Source organism: Providencia rustigianii (assembly GCF_900637755.1).
Taxonomy (GTDB): Bacteria; Pseudomonadota; Gammaproteobacteria; order Enterobacterales; family Enterobacteriaceae; genus Providencia; species Providencia rustigianii.
This window is the reverse complement of the sequence record NZ_LR134396.1, coordinates 1,796,608-1,812,447: the sequence shown is the minus strand read 5'-3', so window position 1 is coordinate 1,812,447 and position 15,840 is coordinate 1,796,608. Positions and strand designations below refer to the sequence as shown.

At 42.2% G+C, this 15,840-nt stretch carries 19 protein-coding genes; 8 read left to right on the top strand and 11 right to left on the bottom strand.

Annotated features, from left to right (window positions below):
• Window positions 1-35: 35 nt before the first annotated feature.
• Window positions 36-1,355 (bottom strand): murein DD-endopeptidase MepM, encoded by a 1,320-nt coding sequence (gene mepM / locus EL244_RS08415; RefSeq protein WP_006813130.1) that lies wholly within the window; start codon window positions 1,353-1,355, stop codon window positions 36-38.
• Window positions 1,356-1,384: 29 nt separating this feature from the next.
• Entirely contained in the window at window positions 1,385-2,344 is a 960-nt protein-coding gene (gene znuA, locus EL244_RS08410) for a zinc ABC transporter substrate-binding protein ZnuA (RefSeq protein ID WP_039854103.1), read from the bottom strand.
• A 74-nt stretch (window positions 2,345-2,418) separates the two neighbouring features.
• Between znuA and znuC the strand changes: the two genes are divergently transcribed.
• From znuC to EL244_RS08395, 3 genes are all read left to right on the top strand, one after another.
• Window positions 2,419-3,186 (top strand): zinc ABC transporter ATP-binding protein ZnuC, encoded by a 768-nt coding sequence (gene znuC / locus EL244_RS08405; RefSeq protein ID WP_006813132.1) that lies wholly within the window; start codon window positions 2,419-2,421, stop codon window positions 3,184-3,186.
• Window positions 3,179-3,964, top strand: coding sequence for a zinc ABC transporter permease subunit ZnuB (znuB, locus tag EL244_RS08400; RefSeq protein WP_126460140.1), 786 nt, complete (start codon window positions 3,179-3,181; stop codon window positions 3,962-3,964). Before znuC ends, znuB begins: the two co-directional genes overlap by 8 nt.
• Window positions 3,965-4,137: 173 nt before the next feature.
• A complete protein-coding gene (locus EL244_RS08395; protein WP_006813134.1) occupies window positions 4,138-4,599 on the top strand; it encodes a hypothetical protein in 462 nt (153 codons plus the stop codon).
• A 39-nt stretch (window positions 4,600-4,638) separates the two neighbouring features.
• On the opposite strand, the gene ruvB is transcribed toward EL244_RS08395, so the two are convergent.
• The 6 genes from ruvB to aspS all read right to left on the bottom strand — a co-directional run bounded on the left by ruvB (window position 4,639) and on the right by aspS (window position 10,116).
• Window positions 4,639-5,649, bottom strand: a complete 1,011-nt coding sequence (ruvB, locus tag EL244_RS08390) for a Holliday junction branch migration DNA helicase RuvB (protein ID WP_006813135.1) — start codon at window positions 5,647-5,649, stop codon at window positions 4,639-4,641.
• Window positions 5,650-5,665: 16 nt separating this feature from the next.
• Complete coding sequence (ruvA, locus tag EL244_RS08385) at window positions 5,666-6,283, bottom strand: Holliday junction branch migration protein RuvA (protein ID WP_006813136.1); 618 nt, start codon at window positions 6,281-6,283, stop codon at window positions 5,666-5,668.
• Between the two features lie 101 nt (window positions 6,284-6,384).
• Window positions 6,385-6,906: a crossover junction endodeoxyribonuclease RuvC gene (gene ruvC / locus EL244_RS08380; protein WP_036948281.1), complete on the bottom strand. Its 522-nt coding sequence runs from the start codon at window positions 6,904-6,906 to the stop codon at window positions 6,385-6,387.
• Between the two features lie 236 nt (window positions 6,907-7,142).
• Window positions 7,143-7,886: a YebC/PmpR family DNA-binding transcriptional regulator gene (locus tag EL244_RS08375; protein WP_006813138.1), complete on the bottom strand. Its 744-nt coding sequence runs from the start codon at window positions 7,884-7,886 to the stop codon at window positions 7,143-7,145.
• Between the two features lie 29 nt (window positions 7,887-7,915).
• Complete coding sequence (gene nudB, locus EL244_RS08370; protein ID WP_126460137.1) at window positions 7,916-8,347, bottom strand: dihydroneopterin triphosphate diphosphatase; 432 nt, start codon at window positions 8,345-8,347, stop codon at window positions 7,916-7,918.
• Window positions 8,347-10,116, bottom strand: coding sequence for an aspartate--tRNA ligase (gene aspS / locus EL244_RS08365; RefSeq protein WP_112836702.1), 1,770 nt, complete (start codon window positions 10,114-10,116; stop codon window positions 8,347-8,349). Before aspS ends, nudB begins: the two co-directional genes overlap by 1 nt.
• 306 nt (window positions 10,117-10,422) lie before the next feature.
• On the opposite strand from aspS, the gene EL244_RS08360 reads away from it, so the two are divergent.
• The 5 genes from EL244_RS08360 (at window position 10,423) to cmoB (ending at window position 13,582) form a co-directional block, all read left to right on the top strand.
• Window positions 10,423-10,758, top strand: coding sequence for a DUF4377 domain-containing protein (locus EL244_RS08360; RefSeq protein WP_126460135.1), 336 nt, complete (start codon window positions 10,423-10,425; stop codon window positions 10,756-10,758).
• A 55-nt stretch (window positions 10,759-10,813) separates the two neighbouring features.
• Window positions 10,814-11,218, top strand: a complete 405-nt coding sequence (locus EL244_RS08355; RefSeq protein ID WP_115164275.1) for an NUDIX hydrolase — start codon at window positions 10,814-10,816, stop codon at window positions 11,216-11,218.
• A gap of 150 nt (window positions 11,219-11,368) precedes the next feature.
• Window positions 11,369-11,767, top strand: coding sequence for an MAPEG family protein (locus EL244_RS08350; protein WP_006813143.1), 399 nt, complete (start codon window positions 11,369-11,371; stop codon window positions 11,765-11,767).
• A gap of 91 nt (window positions 11,768-11,858) precedes the next feature.
• Window positions 11,859-12,614 carry a carboxy-S-adenosyl-L-methionine synthase CmoA gene (cmoA, locus tag EL244_RS08345; RefSeq protein WP_006813144.1) on the top strand — a complete coding sequence of 252 codons (756 nt, stop codon included), beginning with the start codon at window positions 11,859-11,861 and terminating at the stop codon, window positions 12,612-12,614.
• Window positions 12,611-13,582, top strand: coding sequence for a tRNA 5-methoxyuridine(34)/uridine 5-oxyacetic acid(34) synthase CmoB (gene cmoB / locus EL244_RS08340; protein WP_126460132.1), 972 nt, complete (start codon window positions 12,611-12,613; stop codon window positions 13,580-13,582). Before cmoA ends, cmoB begins: the two co-directional genes overlap by 4 nt.
• Before the next feature lie 61 nt (window positions 13,583-13,643).
• Here cmoB and EL244_RS08335 read toward each other — a convergent pair whose 3' ends face one another.
• The 3 genes from EL244_RS08335 to EL244_RS08325 form a co-directional block, all read right to left on the bottom strand.
• Window positions 13,644-14,072, bottom strand: a complete 429-nt coding sequence (locus tag EL244_RS08335; RefSeq protein WP_126460129.1) for a hypothetical protein — start codon at window positions 14,070-14,072, stop codon at window positions 13,644-13,646.
• Between the two features lie 140 nt (window positions 14,073-14,212).
• A complete protein-coding gene (gene cutC, locus EL244_RS08330) occupies window positions 14,213-14,974 on the bottom strand; it encodes a copper homeostasis protein CutC (protein WP_006813147.1) in 762 nt (253 codons plus the stop codon).
• Between the two features lie 182 nt (window positions 14,975-15,156).
• A complete protein-coding gene (locus EL244_RS08325; RefSeq protein WP_126460126.1) occupies window positions 15,157-15,711 on the bottom strand; it encodes a VOC family protein in 555 nt (184 codons plus the stop codon).
• Between the last annotated feature and the right edge of the window lie 129 nt (window positions 15,712-15,840).

Here is a 15,840-nt window from a genome sequence, read left to right as displayed (position 1 = left end):
TATCTGCCAGTTATTACAATGAAAAACTAAACCTATTATTTCAATTTAAGCTGAGATTTAGTCTCTTTCACAAGCTCTAAATACTCTTTACGGTCTTTACCTGATAAGCCACCAGAGCTTGGTAATTTTGCCGTTAACGGATTCACTGCTTGTTGGTTAACCCACATTTCAAAGTGCAAATGGGGCCCTGTTGAACGCCCTGTATTACCCGATAATGCAATCCGGTCACCACGCTTAACTTTTTGACCTGGTTTTACCAATAATTGGCGTAAGTGCATATAACGAGTCGTATATTGGCGACCATGACGAATTGCAATAAAGTTACCCGCTGCACCACTGTATTTCGCCACGATGACTTCTCCATCACCGACAGCAAGAACCGGCGTACCTACAGGCATTGAGAAATCGACACCTTTGTGAGGAGCGACTCGCCCCGTCACAGGGTTCACTCGACGTGGATTAAAGTGGGAAGAAACTCTAAATTGTTTCACGGTTGGGAAGCGTAAGAAACCGCGTTCTAAACCATTACCTTCGCTGTCATAATAACGACCATCTTCTGCTCGGAATGCATAATAATTTTTGCCACCTGTTTGTAAGCGAACCCCAACTAATTGGCTCTGCTCATGGGTACCATTAAGCATTTCACGACTCATTAGAACAGTAAATTTGTCGCCTTTTTTCAATTTGCTGAACTCAACTTGCCACTGGAGTGCTTTTGTCACTTCACGGCCTTCATTACGTGTTAAGCCTGCCTTGCTAATACTTTGAGCAAATGTGCCATTAATAGAGCCAGTCATCACACTGTTAACCCAGTCACCCGTGCGAATTTCTTTAACTTCTTCAAATTTATTCGTCGCACCGATGCGTTTAAATACGCGAGTTTCACGGCGAGAGACATCCCAAGTTAAAGATTCTAACTCTCCGTCAGCCGTCAATGTCCAGCTGAGTGTTTGACCAATTTTGAGATTACGTAATGATTTATGTTGATTAGAAAGCGTTGCAACATCCCCAGCTTCAATACCAAACTGAGTTAAAATGGAAGTAAGATTATCGCCACTTGAGACAACATATTCATGAGCGAGCGGCGTGCCATCCGCTGCATCACTATCTGCATCGGCAACCCCCTCATCAGGCAACTGTTCACTGCTATCTTGAATAAGGTCATCCCCTTCAAGTTCAGTAGCAAATTGCGAAAAAGGGATGACCGTGTCAGGTGAACTGTCACTTTCGTGGTTAGCTGGTATATGAACAGGCCGCCATATTGCGACGGCCATTGTTGCGACGGTGAGTGTGCTTAACACAATCTTATGGGTTTTGGACAGCCCGCTAAAGGCTTGTACAATACCACTTACCATTTGCTGCACTTTAAACTATTCCTCTATTCTTAATTCAGGCAGCTTGCATATTGCTCTGACAATTGAGTCAGAAATTTCATGTAGCTATCTGGACCGATTGCCAGCCCACTACCGAGCGGGTCGAGAGTACCCATTTTGACTCCCGTATTTTTCGCTACACTTTCGATAACAGCAGGCCTGAATTGTGGCTCAGCAAAAACACATTGCGCTTTATGCTCAACCAGTTGTGTTCGTATTTGATGCAATTTTTGTGCACCGGGCTGAATCTCGGGATTTATCGTAAAATGCCCCAAAGGAGCCAGCTGATAGTGTTTTTCAAAGTAGCCATAGGCATCGTGAAAAACAAAATATCCTTTATTCTTAGCCGATACTAAAATACTAGCAATTTTTTTATCGCTTTGCGCCATGTTTTCTTTGAATTTACGAAGGTTTACGTCCAGCTTATCTTTTTGGTCAGGATAAAGCTCTACTAAACGCTCATAAATATCTAATGCTGCCAAATTTGCAATTTCTGGTGATAACCAAATGTGCATATTATACTCACCATGGTGATGATGACCGTGATCCTCATCATGGTTAGCTTCGCTAGCATGTTCGTGGCTTTCTTCCTCCTCGTGAGCTTCTGACATTAATAATGAATGAATATTTTTCTGTTCAGCCAATGCCAGACGTTTATTCTGTGGTAACGTACTGATTGGCTTTTCTAAAAACATTTCTAGTTCCGGTCCTACCCAGACAAACAAATCTGCCTGTTTAATTTTTTTTAAATCTGATGGTTTCAGTGCATAATCATGTGGTGAAGCACCATCAGGTAATAAGACTTGCGTTCCAGTCACACCATCCGCAATGCCTGCAGCGATAAATGCTAAAGGACGGATAGATGCCACTACATCAGCATTTGCCATCGGTAATAAAGTTGTTGTTAATACAGTGGCTACAGCAGCTTTGCAGAGGAATTTACGGGCAATAAATTTCGTTTTGTGTATCATGAACATTTTTCCGTGATCTTAATTTCAAAATGTTATAATATAACATAACTTGATTTCTGCAAGATATTTCCTATATGCAACCATTATTATCTTTAAATAAAATATCTGTCTCTTTTGGCGATAAAGTCGTTTTAAACGATGTCTCCTTTACTCTCAATAAAGGCGAAATCTTAACGCTTTTAGGTCCCAATGGCGCTGGAAAATCCACAATTGTGCGCGTCGTTTTGGGGCTATTAGCACCTACGTCAGGCGTCGTAGATAGAGCGTCATCTTTGTCTATCGGTTATGTACCGCAAAAACTCCACTTGGATACCACTCTACCTTTAACCGTAAAACGGTTTATGATGCTTAAACAAGGCGTCCGCTCAGAACATTTATTACCTGCACTTGAACGCGTTAAAGCCACTCATTTAATTGGTCAGCCAATGCAAAAATTATCCGGAGGCGAAACTCAACGCGTTCTTCTTGCTCGTGCCCTTCTCAATAAACCTGACTTACTTGTTCTCGATGAACCCGCTCAAGGGGTGGATATCAACGGGCAAGTTGCTCTGTATGATTTAATTAACCAACTTAGAACCGAACTTGGTTGCGCGGTTCTTATGGTTTCCCACGACCTACACCTAGTCATGGCAAAAACTGATCAAGTCTTGTGCATTAATGGGCATATTTGCTGCTCTGGAGCACCCGATGTCGTCTCCAATCACCCAGAATTTGTCGCTATGTTCGGCTATCGTGGAGCCCAACAGCTTGGGGTATACCGCCACCAGCACAATCATCAACATGATTTAGAAGGTAACGTGATTTTATCCCATCAACATAGCAAGGATTGCCGCCATGATTGAGTTATTGTTACCTGGATGGATTGCAGGTATGTTGCTCGCCATCGCTGCGGGCCCACTTGGCTCATTTGTTGTTTGGCGCCGAATGTCCTATTTTGGTGACACTCTCGCTCATGCCTCTCTATTAGGCGTTGCATTCGGTTTGTTACTGAACATTAATCCATTCTATGCCGTTATCGCCGTCACATTACTGTTAGCATTGATTTTAGTGTGGTTGGAAAAACGTCCACAACTGGCGGTCGATACCCTACTCGGCATTATGGCTCACAGCTCACTCTCATTAGGCCTAGTTGTTGTTAGCTTAATGGCGAATGTCCGTGTTGACCTTATGGCATATTTATTTGGTGACTTACTATCAGTAAGTTACGAAGATATTATAACGATTTTGATTGGCGTTGTTGTCGTTTGTGGGTTGCTTTTTTATCGTTGGCGGGCACTTTTATCAATGACGGTCAGTGCTGAACTGGCTTTTGTAGACGGAATAAACCTACAACGCTCTCGCCTATTATTAATGATGGTGACCGCATTAACGATCGGTATTGCCATGAAATTTGTTGGCGCCTTGATTATTACGTCTCTATTAATCATTCCCGCCGCGACTGCAAGGCGTTTTGCTAGAACACCGGAACAAATGGCGTTAATTGCAGTATTGATTGGTATGGTATCAGTAACCGGTGGCTTAACCTTATCTGCATTTTACGATACACCTGCTGGTCCCTCTGTTGTATTAACATCAGCAATCTTATTCGTATTAAGTCTTTGCGTGAAAACTAAAAATTAATATTTACAGACGCCTACAATACTCAGCCCTAATTGTTTTAAATTAGGGCTTTTTTGTCCATGCTACATTAATGAAAAATCATATTACCATCACCATTTTCGTACTATTCTGTCGCATTTCCCGTCATACATCGCCATACTTATAGTCTAATATGGATTGATTGGATTATTGATATGTATAAGAAAATTGCCGTTTGTTTAGCACTAGGATTATTTACTGCATCTGCTAGTGCAGTTGAATATACTTGCCAGCTAGAAAATAACAAAACGGTCAGCGTCGTCGTTGAGACAGGAAAAGTGCCTGTTTATCGCTATGGGACTTTAGGTAAAACTGAAATAACACTTCCAATCAATGCGAAAGGGCAAGAATCTATTTATGTAGGGCAAGGAACATTCAGCGCTGGTGGCTCGATATATATCCGTTTCCAAAATGGACCATTTAGCTATTTGCTTTATGATGGGGAAGGTAGGGGCTGGTATTTTCAGGGGATTGCTGTTTATAAAAACGGTAAGCTGGTTAATAAGAAATCGTGCAAACCTGACTCTAATTTAAATCTGTATAGCCTGCTAGACTACGGTATTCCAACTGATCCTGATGAAGATGGACCTTATACTTTCGATCCAAATTCAAATTAATATTTAATTAATCCCCCTTCCCAATAAGGGGGAATAAACTTAAATCTCTTTGGGTTTTAAACCAAAATGGGAATATGCATGAGCTGTTGCCATACGCCCCCTTGGTGTCCGTTGAATAAACCCTTGTTGGATCAAATAAGGCTCAAGAACATCTTCAATGGTTTCTCGCTCCTCACCAATCGCTGCGGCAAGGTTATCTACCCCTACAGGTCCGCCCATAAATTTATCAATGATTGCTACCAATAATTTTCGGTCGAGATAATCAAAACCAGCGGCATCCACATTGAGCATATCCAGCGCTTTATTTGCCATGGCTTCATCAATGGTTCCATCACCCTTAACTTGAGCAAAATCGCGTACACGGCGCAGTAATCGGTTAGTGATCCTCGGTGTGCCTCGAGAACGCATCGCAACTTGTAATGCCCCCTCTTCCGTGATTTCCAGCCCCATATATTGGGCGCTACGTTTCACAATATGCTGTAAATCGTCAACTTGATAAAACTCTAAGCGTTGGACGATACCAAATCGGTCACGTAATGGAGATGTTAAGGAACCTGCTCGGGTAGTTGCACCGATCAACGTAAATGGCGGCAAGTCAATCTTGATGGAACGAGCTGCGGGGCCCTCACCAATCATGATATCCAATTGATAATCTTCCATCGCAGGATATAAAATCTCTTCTACGACCGGAGAGAGACGATGAATTTCATCAATAAATAGCACATCATGAGGCTCTAGGTTAGTCAGCATCGCAGCTAGATCCCCTGCTTTTTCCAAAACAGGCCCCGATGTTGTACGAAGATTTACCCCAAGTTCATTAGCAACAATGCCCGCTAGGGTTGTTTTCCCTAATCCTGGAGGCCCAAAAATTAACAGGTGGTCAAGCGCATCGCCACGCATTTTGGCAGCCTGAATGAATATTTCCATCTGATCTTTGACTTGCGGCTGCCCAATATACTCAGCAAGTAGTTTCGGGCGGATCGCGCGATCGATAGCTTCTTCTTCAGAATGCAGCACTTCTGCGGTAATTAGGCGATCGGCTTCAATCATCGTAATAATCTCTCAATCAAAGTGCTGCGCGTAAGGCATCACGGATCAGGGTTTCGGAATCACTATCTGGTTTAGCAACTTTACTCACCATTCGGCTAGCCTCTTGCGGTTTATAACCCAGAGCAATTAATGCTGCTGCGGCTTCCGCTTCAATATCAGCTTGGCTTGGACCTTTGCTCTTCACGCTTGGCAAATCAATGTCACTTATAGGGTTGAACAAGTCACCATTTAATCCTTTGAAACGATCTTTCATTTCAACAACTAAACGTTCGGCCGTTTTCTTACCAATACCCGGTAATTTAACTAATGAGGAAATAGCTTCCTGCTCAATCGCCGATACAAATTGCTGAGCAGACATACCAGATAAAATGGCTAATGCCAGTTTGGGGCCAACGCCATTGACCTTAATTAATTCTTTAAATAGTGCGCGTTCTTGTTTGTCATTGAAGCCATACAGAAGCTGGGCATCTTCTCTCACGACGAAATGCGTAAAAACAATCGCTTCTTGACCAATGTCGGGTAATTCATAGAAACAGGTCATTGGCATATGAACTTCATAACCAACACCTTGAAGTTCTAATAAAACAATAGGAGGTTGCTTTTCTAATACGATGCCACGTAGACGACCAATCACGTTGATACCCTCAAATTAAATGACTGAACCGAGATGAATAAATCTCGTTTTTTTCATAACGCTGTTTATACCACAAAAAAAGCTGGATGCATATCCAGTCTTCATCTTAATCTTCCGCGGGTCAATACGAGGCGAGGATCCCCAACCTTCAATAAGTTTTGATTAAAATGGCAATGAGTGATGGCAATCGCTAATGCGTCTGCCGCATCAGCTTGTGGACTCGCTGATAATTTTAGAATCGATTTAACCATGTGCTGAACTTGGCTTTTCTCCGCAGCTCCCGTTCCCACTACTGTCTGTTTTACTTGACGTGCAGCATATTCAAACACTGGGATATTTTGATTGGCTGCAGCAACAATGGCAACCCCACGGGCTTGTCCCAGCTTCAATGCAGAATCCGCATTTTTTGCCATAAAAACTTGTTCAATGGATAAAACATCGGGTTGATACTGGGTGATAATTTCCGAGACTCCCGCATAAATACGTTGCAGACGGCTTGGTAAATCATCAACTTGAGTACGAATACACCCACTTCCCAAATACAGTAGCTGCCTACCTTGCTGGCGAATAACACCGTACCCTGTGATCCGTGAACCAGGGTCAATACCCAGAATGATCGCCATATAAAACCTATAATTGTCCTTCATTAATATTCATATCATCTTATCCCCATCTAATTTTCACCACAATCCAATCTTGAGAGATAGCAGAGGCTAACCACACTGCGAGAGGAAAAAGGAACAAATAGAGACCATTGCTACCAATAACTATAGCAAATAAAAGAGAAAATGAGGATTGAGAGGCGTTAGAGAAAACAGGCTGGGGTCAGCCTGTTTTCTCTACGCAGACATCGTCTTAATTACAGTTGCTCAGCAACTTCATCAGAGATATCACCGTTATGATAAACTTCTTGGACGTCGTCTGAATCTTCTAACATGTCGATCAGGCGCATTAATTTTGGTGCCGTTTCAACATCAAGTTCTGCCGTAATCGATGGAATCATAGAAACTTCAGCGGCTTCGCTAGTGAAACCAGCAGCATCTAATGCATCTTTAACAGCACCGAACGTTTCAAAAGTGGTGTAAACATCAATTGCACCATCATCATACGTTTCAACGTCGTCAGCACCAGCTTCAAGTGCTGCTTCCATCAGCGCATCTTCATCAACACCCGGTGCGTATGTGATAACACCACGCTTGGTGAACAGATAAGAAACGGAACCATCAGTCCCCAAGTTACCACCTGTTTTGGTGAAGGCATGACGCACTTCAGATACAGTACGGTTACGGTTGTCACTTAAACATTCAACCATCACGGCGGTGCCGCCTGGACCGTAACCCTCATAAATGATGGTTTCCATATTATCGTTGTCATCATTACCCACACCACGCGCGATAGCACGGTTTAAAGTGTCGCGAGTCATGTTGTTAGATAATGCTTTATCGATAGCAGCACGCAAACGTGGGTTAGTTGCTGGGTCTCCGCCGCCTAAACGCGCAGCAGTAACCAGCTCACGAATAATTTTAGTGAAAATTTTACCGCGTTTAGCATCTTGTGCCGCTTTACGGTGTTTGGTGTTGGCCCATTTACTATGACCTGCCATGAAATATCTCCAAAAACGTCAATAAATAATTAAACAGCAAATTCTAGAATAGCCTGGCTGTTGCTCCACGACTTCGTCAAATCAGCCGCTTGCTGCGGCGATAACCAACGAAATTCAGTGTGTTCAGTCAGCAATGGCGTTTGTTCATCAGTGAGCACCAATTTAAACCAGTGCTCTGTACAATGAGTCACATCGGGTGCATAACGATGCCTGAAATGCGGGAAAATTTCAAAAATGATACTTTTCGACAAATCATGTAACTGATTCGGTTGCGGGTCAAAACCCGTCTCTTCTTTAATTTCGCGAAGCGCTGTATCAAAAGTATTTTCATTAACTTCCTGACTTCCGGTAACAGATTGCCAAAAGTCAGGGTCGTCTTTACGCCGCATCATAAGCACCCGCCCACTATTTTCAGCCACAATAATGACTAACACAGATTCTGGGCGCTTATAATTTTTCATTACTCTTCTTCTTTCGCCACAACAGCGATAGCCAGTTCAGTTAATGAGTCAGGATTTGCATGACTTGGTGCATTGGTCATTAAACATGCCGCAGCGGTTGTTTTAGGGAATGCAATAACATCACGGATGTTATCTGTTCCTGTTAACAACATAACTAAGCGGTCAAGACCGAATGCTAAACCAGCATGTGGCGGTGTACCATATTTCAGAGCATCTAACAGGAAGCCGAACTTCTCACGTTGTTCTTCTTCAGTAATACCTAAAATCCCAAAGACTGTTTGCTGCATTTCACCACGGTGAATACGTACAGAGCCCCCACCGACTTCATAACCATTGATTACCATATCATAGGCATTTGCCACTGCATCTTCTGGATTTTTTGCCAGATCTTCAGGTGATAAATCTTTTGGTGAAGTGAATGGGTGGTGCATTGCGGTTAAGCCGCCTTCACCGTTTTCTTCAAACATTGGGAAATCGATAACCCACAGAGGCTGCCAGCTATTCAAGTTGGTCAGTTCGAAATCACGACCAACTTTCAAGCGGAGTGCACCCATTGAGTCAGTCACCACATTTTTCGCACCGGCACCAAACAGAATGATATCGCCATCAGCGGCACCTGTACGCTCCAGCAGTTGCTCAATAACGTCTAAGCTAAGGAACTTAGCAACTGGGCTTTGAATACCTTCTAAACCTTTCGCACGCTCGTTAACTTTCATCCACGCTAAGCCTTTCGCGCCGTAGATGCCAACAAAGCTACCGTATTCATCAATTTGTTTACGGGTCATTGCAGCACCGCCCGGCACTTTCAGGGCAGCAACACGACCTTTAGGATCATTAGCTGGACCAGAGAACACGGCGAACTCGACATTTTTCACGATATCCGCAACATCAACCAGTTCCATTGGGTTACGCAGGTCAGGTTTATCTGAACCGTAACGGCGCATTGCTTCAGCAAAGGTCATGATTGGGAAGTTGCCTAGATCTACACCTTTCACTTCAAGCCACAAATTGCGGATCATGCGCTCCATCACTTCGCGAACTTGTTCCGCGCTCATGAATGAAGTTTCCACATCGATCTGGGTGAATTCAGGTTGGCGGTCAGCACGTAAATCTTCATCCCGGAAGCATTTTACGATTTGATAATAACGGTCAACACCCGACATCATCAGCAACTGTTTGAACAGCTGTGGTGATTGTGGCAGCGCATAAAATTTACCTTTATGCACACGGCTTGGTACTAAGTAGTCACGAGCACCTTCTGGTGTCGCTTTAGTCAGCATTGGCGTTTCAACATCCAGGAAACCTTCGTTGTCCATAAAGTTACGAACAAAACTGGTGATTTTCGCACGAGTACGCAGGCGTTCAGACATGTCAGGACGACGTAAATCTAAATAGCGATATTTTAAACGACGCTCTTCCGTATTGGTTTGGTTGCTATCTAACGGCAGAGGTTCGGATTTGTTAAAGACAAACAGATCTTCAGCAAAGACTTCAATTTCACCCGTCGCCATATCTTTATTTTTCTGACTATCTGGGCGAGCGCGTACAGTACCTGTGATTTGGATACAGAACTCATTACGCAGTTCTGAAGCTTTTTCAAATATGTCTTTACGCTCTGGATCGAAGAAAACCTGAACGATACCTTCACGGTCACGCATATCGATAAAAATCAAACCACCCAAGTCACGACGGCGGTTTACCCATCCACAAAGAGTGACCTTCTGGCCTTCATGAGCAATGTTTAACTGCCCACAATAATTAGTACGCATACAATATCCTTTTTACTCAGCTTGTTGTGCTTTTGCTTGCTGCGGGAATTTGGCATTTTGCTGAACATTTAGCTGAAAATTCAGAATGTCAAAAAAGGCAGACATTATATAGGAAATTCTGCTAGACAAACAGTTGGCTATGTAGCTTAACCGCGAAAATGATCCAATAAAATAGGCCACATCAATTTTTATTATCAAATTTTAATGATTATTAAATTATTATCCTCTTTCGGAGTTATTACCCTATCCTCTTTGCTATAATTATTCCGATTCAGACATTTATCGCCTGAAACCAAAGGAAATTATATGAAAAAACTGCTACTCGCGTCATCGGTCATCTTTCTGCTTGCAGGATGCCAAACTGGAGCCTCAACCAACACAATGAAGCCTACTACCAACAATAAAACATTTTATGTGGACTCATCTCTTGCTGATTGTGTCGGCGTTGCACCAATGAAATGCATGAAAGTGAAAGAAAAACCTGCTGATAATTGGCAATATTTTTATGGTTCTATTCAAGGTTTCACTTATGAACCAGGCTATAATTACGTCCTAGAAGTTCAACAGTTTGATGTACCAAACCCTCCCGCAGATGCCCCTAGCGTTCGCTATGAATTGGTCAAAATCATCGAGAAAAAATAGTCTATAAGCAGGTGTTCAGCACCTGCTCTTTTACGACCATCGCAAGGTATTGATTATGAGCGCTAAAATTATTGATAAATTAGGATTGATTACGCTATCTGGCGGTAAAGTTGCTATGGTGCGGTCTCACAATAAAACCCTGTTTTATATTCCGGGCGGTAAACGTGAGCAAAATGAAACCGACCAACAGGCACTTTGTCGTGAAATTGATGAAGAATTGACGCTGGCATTACTCCCTGAAACATTACGTTTTTATGGCGAATTCACTGGGCTAGCCGATGGTAAGCAAGATGGCACTCAAGTGCGTATTCGTTGCTATTTTGCCGACTATCAAGGTGCTCCTCAGCCCGCGGCTGAAATCGCTGAATTAGCTTGGCTAGGAACTCAAGATTTTTCACGCTGTTCATCAACAGCGGTAACCATTTTAACGCAGTTAAAGAACGATGGTTTGATTGAATAATTCTCTGATAAACAATAAGCAAATACATATTTTCATTTGTAGATTTACCTATTAGGTTTTAGAATTTAAGAAATGTCATTTATATCCATTACGATAACCGACATGTTCAGTCATTTTCACTTTTTGAAATGTTTGAGGATGGTGTAAAAAATGGTCAGCTCCTTATACGCTGTACTAGGTGCCTTACTGCTATTAAGATTATCTTTAAATGTAGTAAAGCTACGGACACAGTACCGTGTGGCTTATGGTGATGGTGGTTTTTACGAATTGCAGACAGCCATCCGGGTACATGGCAATGCCATTGAATACATCCCAATCTCACTTATTTTATTGCTACTGATGGAGATGAATGGCGCGCAAGTCTGGATGATCCATGTGTGTGGCATTATTCTGATTGCTGGTCGTTTACTGCACTCTTATGGCCTTAAAAACCACGATGTTAGCTATCGTCGAATGGGCATGATTGGAACTTATCTTTCAATGGCATTAATGATTATTGCCAATGCTTACTATCTTCCTTGGGTCCAAATGATCTCTTTTACCCTTTAATTTTCCCCTCAGTGCGGATTGGTTTTCAGGTCATGATGATTTCTGCTACAATCCGCCACTACTTTTGTTTTACTTATTTAATACAAATCATATGTCAAGTCAGGATCCAAACCATAAAGATAGCCTTTTCTCTGCACCAATTGCCAATTTAGGTGATTGGAGTTTTGATGAAAAAGTGGCTGAAGTCTTCCCCGATATGATCCAGCGTTCTGTACCGGGTTACTCCAATATCATCACCATGATTGGGATGCTTGCGGATCGTTTTGTCACACCCAATAGCCACGTTTATGATCTTGGGTGTTCCCTCGGTGCTGCAACCTTATCGGTACGCCGCAATATTTCTGTAGATAACTGTAAGATTATCTCTGTCGATAACTCCCCCGCTATGGTCGAGCGCTGTCGCCGCCATATTGATGCTTACAAAGCACAAACTCCCGTGGATGTAATCGAAGGTGATATTCGCGATATTCATATTGAAAATGCGTCAATGGTTATCCTTAACTTCACATTACAGTTTTTGAATCCTGATGATCGCGAGCAGTTGCTGGCTAAAATTTATCAAGGTTTATTACCGGGTGGGATTTTAGTTCTCTCTGAGAAATTTAATTTTGAAGACCAGCAAATTGGCGAGTTACTGTTCAATATGCACCATGATTTTAAACGGGCAAATGGCTACAGCGAATTAGAAATTAGCCAAAAACGCAGTATGTTGGAAAATGTGATGCTAACAGACTCTGTCGAAGCCCACAAAGCCCGTCTGAAGCGCGCTGGTTTTGCCCATTGTGAAGTTTGGTTCCAATGTTTTAATTTTGGTTCGTTATTAGCGTTAAAAGAGAGTCAATCATGATAGATTTCGGTCGTTTCTATCAACAAATTGCTATCGGTCCTTTAAGTCACTGGCTAGAAACCTTGCCTTCACAACTCGCTGAATGGAAAAAACAAGGCCTGCACGGTGGGTTCTCTTCATGGGAAAAAATGCTCGATAAACTTCCAGCAATGGCCCCGACCCATTTAGATTTAAAAAACAGTGTTACCGCAACCCGTGACCCTGAGCTAACCTCCGGCGAAACACGCTGCCTAAATAATATTTTGGGTCAGCTAAAACCATGGCGTAAAGGTCCATTTTCCCTGTATGGCGTGAATATCGATACTGAATGGCGCTCAGATTGGAAATGGGATCGTGTTCTGCCACATATTTCGTCACTTAAAGGTCGCTATGTATTAGATGTGGGCTGCGGAAGTGGTTACCATATGTGGCGCATGCTCGGTGAACAGGCTGAATTTGTGGTAGGAATTGACCCGACAGAACTGTTTTTATGCCAATTTGAAGCCGTAAGAAAACTGTTAGGCGATAATCAACGCGCCCATTTGTTACCTTTAGGAATTGAGCAATTACCTGCATTAAAAGCCTTTGATACGGTCTTTTCGATGGGAGTTCTGTACCATCGCCGTTCGCCACTCGACCATTTATATCAATTAAAAGATCAATTAGTGAGTGAAGGCGAATTAGTGTTAGAGAGCTTGGTCGTTGAAGGTGATGAATTTCAATGTTTGATCCCCGGTGACCGCTATGCCCAGATGCGCAATGTTTACTTTATTCCATCCGCTAAAATGCTAAAAGTTTGGCTAGAGAAATGTGGTTTTGTGGATGTACGCATCGTTGACCAAGCGGTGACCTCATTAGAAGAACAACGCCGTACTGACTGGATGCAAACAGAGTCTTTAGCTGAGTTTTTAGATCCTAATGACAGAACAAAAACCATTGAAGGTTATCCTGCACCATTAAGAGCGATATTAATTGCGAAAAAGCCTTAATTTGAAGGGTTGGTGTAAAAACGAGAACGCCCAATATTGTGGGCGTTTTTGTTGATTTTCACTACAAATTATTCAATAAATATTCTTCTACCGCTTTTGTATCATTTGCTGCATCAAAATCTATACCTAAATATAACGTTCCCTCTTTCAATTCAATGGCTCTAGGCTGCGCATATGAGTAAGTAATATTTTTAATTTTTTCGCTCACCGATTGTTTTGCTAACTCTGAACGTTCACAAACCTTTGTAATGCCCTTTAGCATTTCATTGCTATAACCATCAATACCTATAGTTTCTAGCTGTTCTTTTGAAAACGTTGCCCAATCAAAACTTGCTTGAATTTTTGACCCACATATTTTATTGACGAATTCAACCTGTGAAGCCACTTCCGTTTCAATTTTTTGGTGTTTTTCTTTTTCTGCTAATGAAAAAGCAAATGTCGATGTGGTTATAAAAAAGAGGGAGGTTGCTAACACAATTTTCTTCAACATAATTTTTTCCTTAAAATTTACTGCGGTATTTTTATCAACTAATAACGGAATAGCCTTAAAATTGAGGGAGACTATTTAGCCTCCCTCAATTTTAACGCTCTCTATTGTAAATTCAGCCAGTCCTATTCTGAATTTACCCTTTAAGCTGATATTTTTTCTGTAATTGAAATAAAGCCTTTCATTGCTTCAACCGTCAACCCATCCACACAATAATGAGTAAACTCATCACTTTCACTATTTGATGCCATTGTGACACCTACTTTGCGGTAGTTCATACTCGATGGTACAGTTTTTCCTGCCGAGCTATGTACTTCGGTTAAACCAATCTCCATAAACTTGGTCAAATTCGCTAAGCGAACCCCTGCTCCAGCCATAATAATGGGACCATTAATTTCACGGCTTTTTTCATGCAACTCTTTCAATAGCGGTAAACCCAATTCAGCGCTTTGCTGCTGACCTGACGTTAAAATACGTGCAACGCCCAAGTTTTTCAGTTGCTCTAATGCGAGTAACGGATTAATGCACATATCAAATGCACGATGGAACGTGATTTCCATGCCCTCAGCAATTTCCATGAGGATCTGCATCCTTCCGATATCAATACGCCCTTCAGGGTCTAGCAGCCCGATCACCGCACCGGGAAACCCCATCTGCTTGATCATCAGCAAATCTTCGCGAATTGCATCGAACTCGCTCATGTTATAGCAAAAATCCCCGCCACGAGGACGGATGATCGGGTGAACTGGAATATGCAATTTTTCTCTAGCCAGTTTTAAATATCCATAACTCGGCGTGAGCCCGCCATCTGCGGCTCCAGAGCAAAGTTCAATACGGTCAGCACCATATTCTTGAGCCACTTGGGCGCACTCTATTCCAAAACAGCAAATTTCCAGTTTTGCCATGAAGACCTCCAAAATGTGGTAAGGATCACTTCCTTAAAAATATCCAATAATGTCACTACAAAAAATAACTCTACGATTAACGATTCAGCTAATATGCCACTTTTTGTTAAATGTTATCTGCGCAACATCACACCGTAGGTGAGTTAACGAAAAGTAATTATCAATAACGTTAATTCCATCACTTATTTTTCGCTTTCAACGATGTTTCTAAGGGAAAATGGGTGATATTTGATAGTGATTAGGTTATTTGTCACTGCTAATGTAGGATTAGGTAGTCTTTCTCGCTGACCTTTAGGCTGGCTGACTTTACAGTAATAGCCTTCTGGCAAAGGTTCCGGCAGTAGAGATCGCGCTGTTTTTTCTAACACTTCCGGCTCAACCTCAATCACCATTTCAATATGCTCCCAACTCTCTTGGGGATAGATTTTATCCTTTGGAAATGGTAACTCGATAATAAAAACATCCTGCCCCGCCACTTGAATTGGCTTTTTCAAATCATATAAACGGATTGGGCGCCCATTGATAAGATTATCCGAGAGTAACTCTGCGCATTGCAAGAGCCCTTCATGCCAACGTTCTGCGGTTGCAATGTGGTGACAACGTACGGAAATATGATCGATGCAATAATCGGTTAAAGAGAGATTTAACGCTTGAGCCATACTGGTTAGCTTGCGTTCAAAATGTGGAAGGTCCTGCTGAAGATCTTGCAACTGGGGAATTTTATCGAAATCTAACATTAAAAATTACTCTGCCAAAACCACTTGTCTCATTAAGAACAAGTGAAATGATAATAATAAAAGAAAACAAACTCCCCCGACTGTAGCACGACTCCCCCAAAATATGGTATAAAACCAGCCGATTTTTCT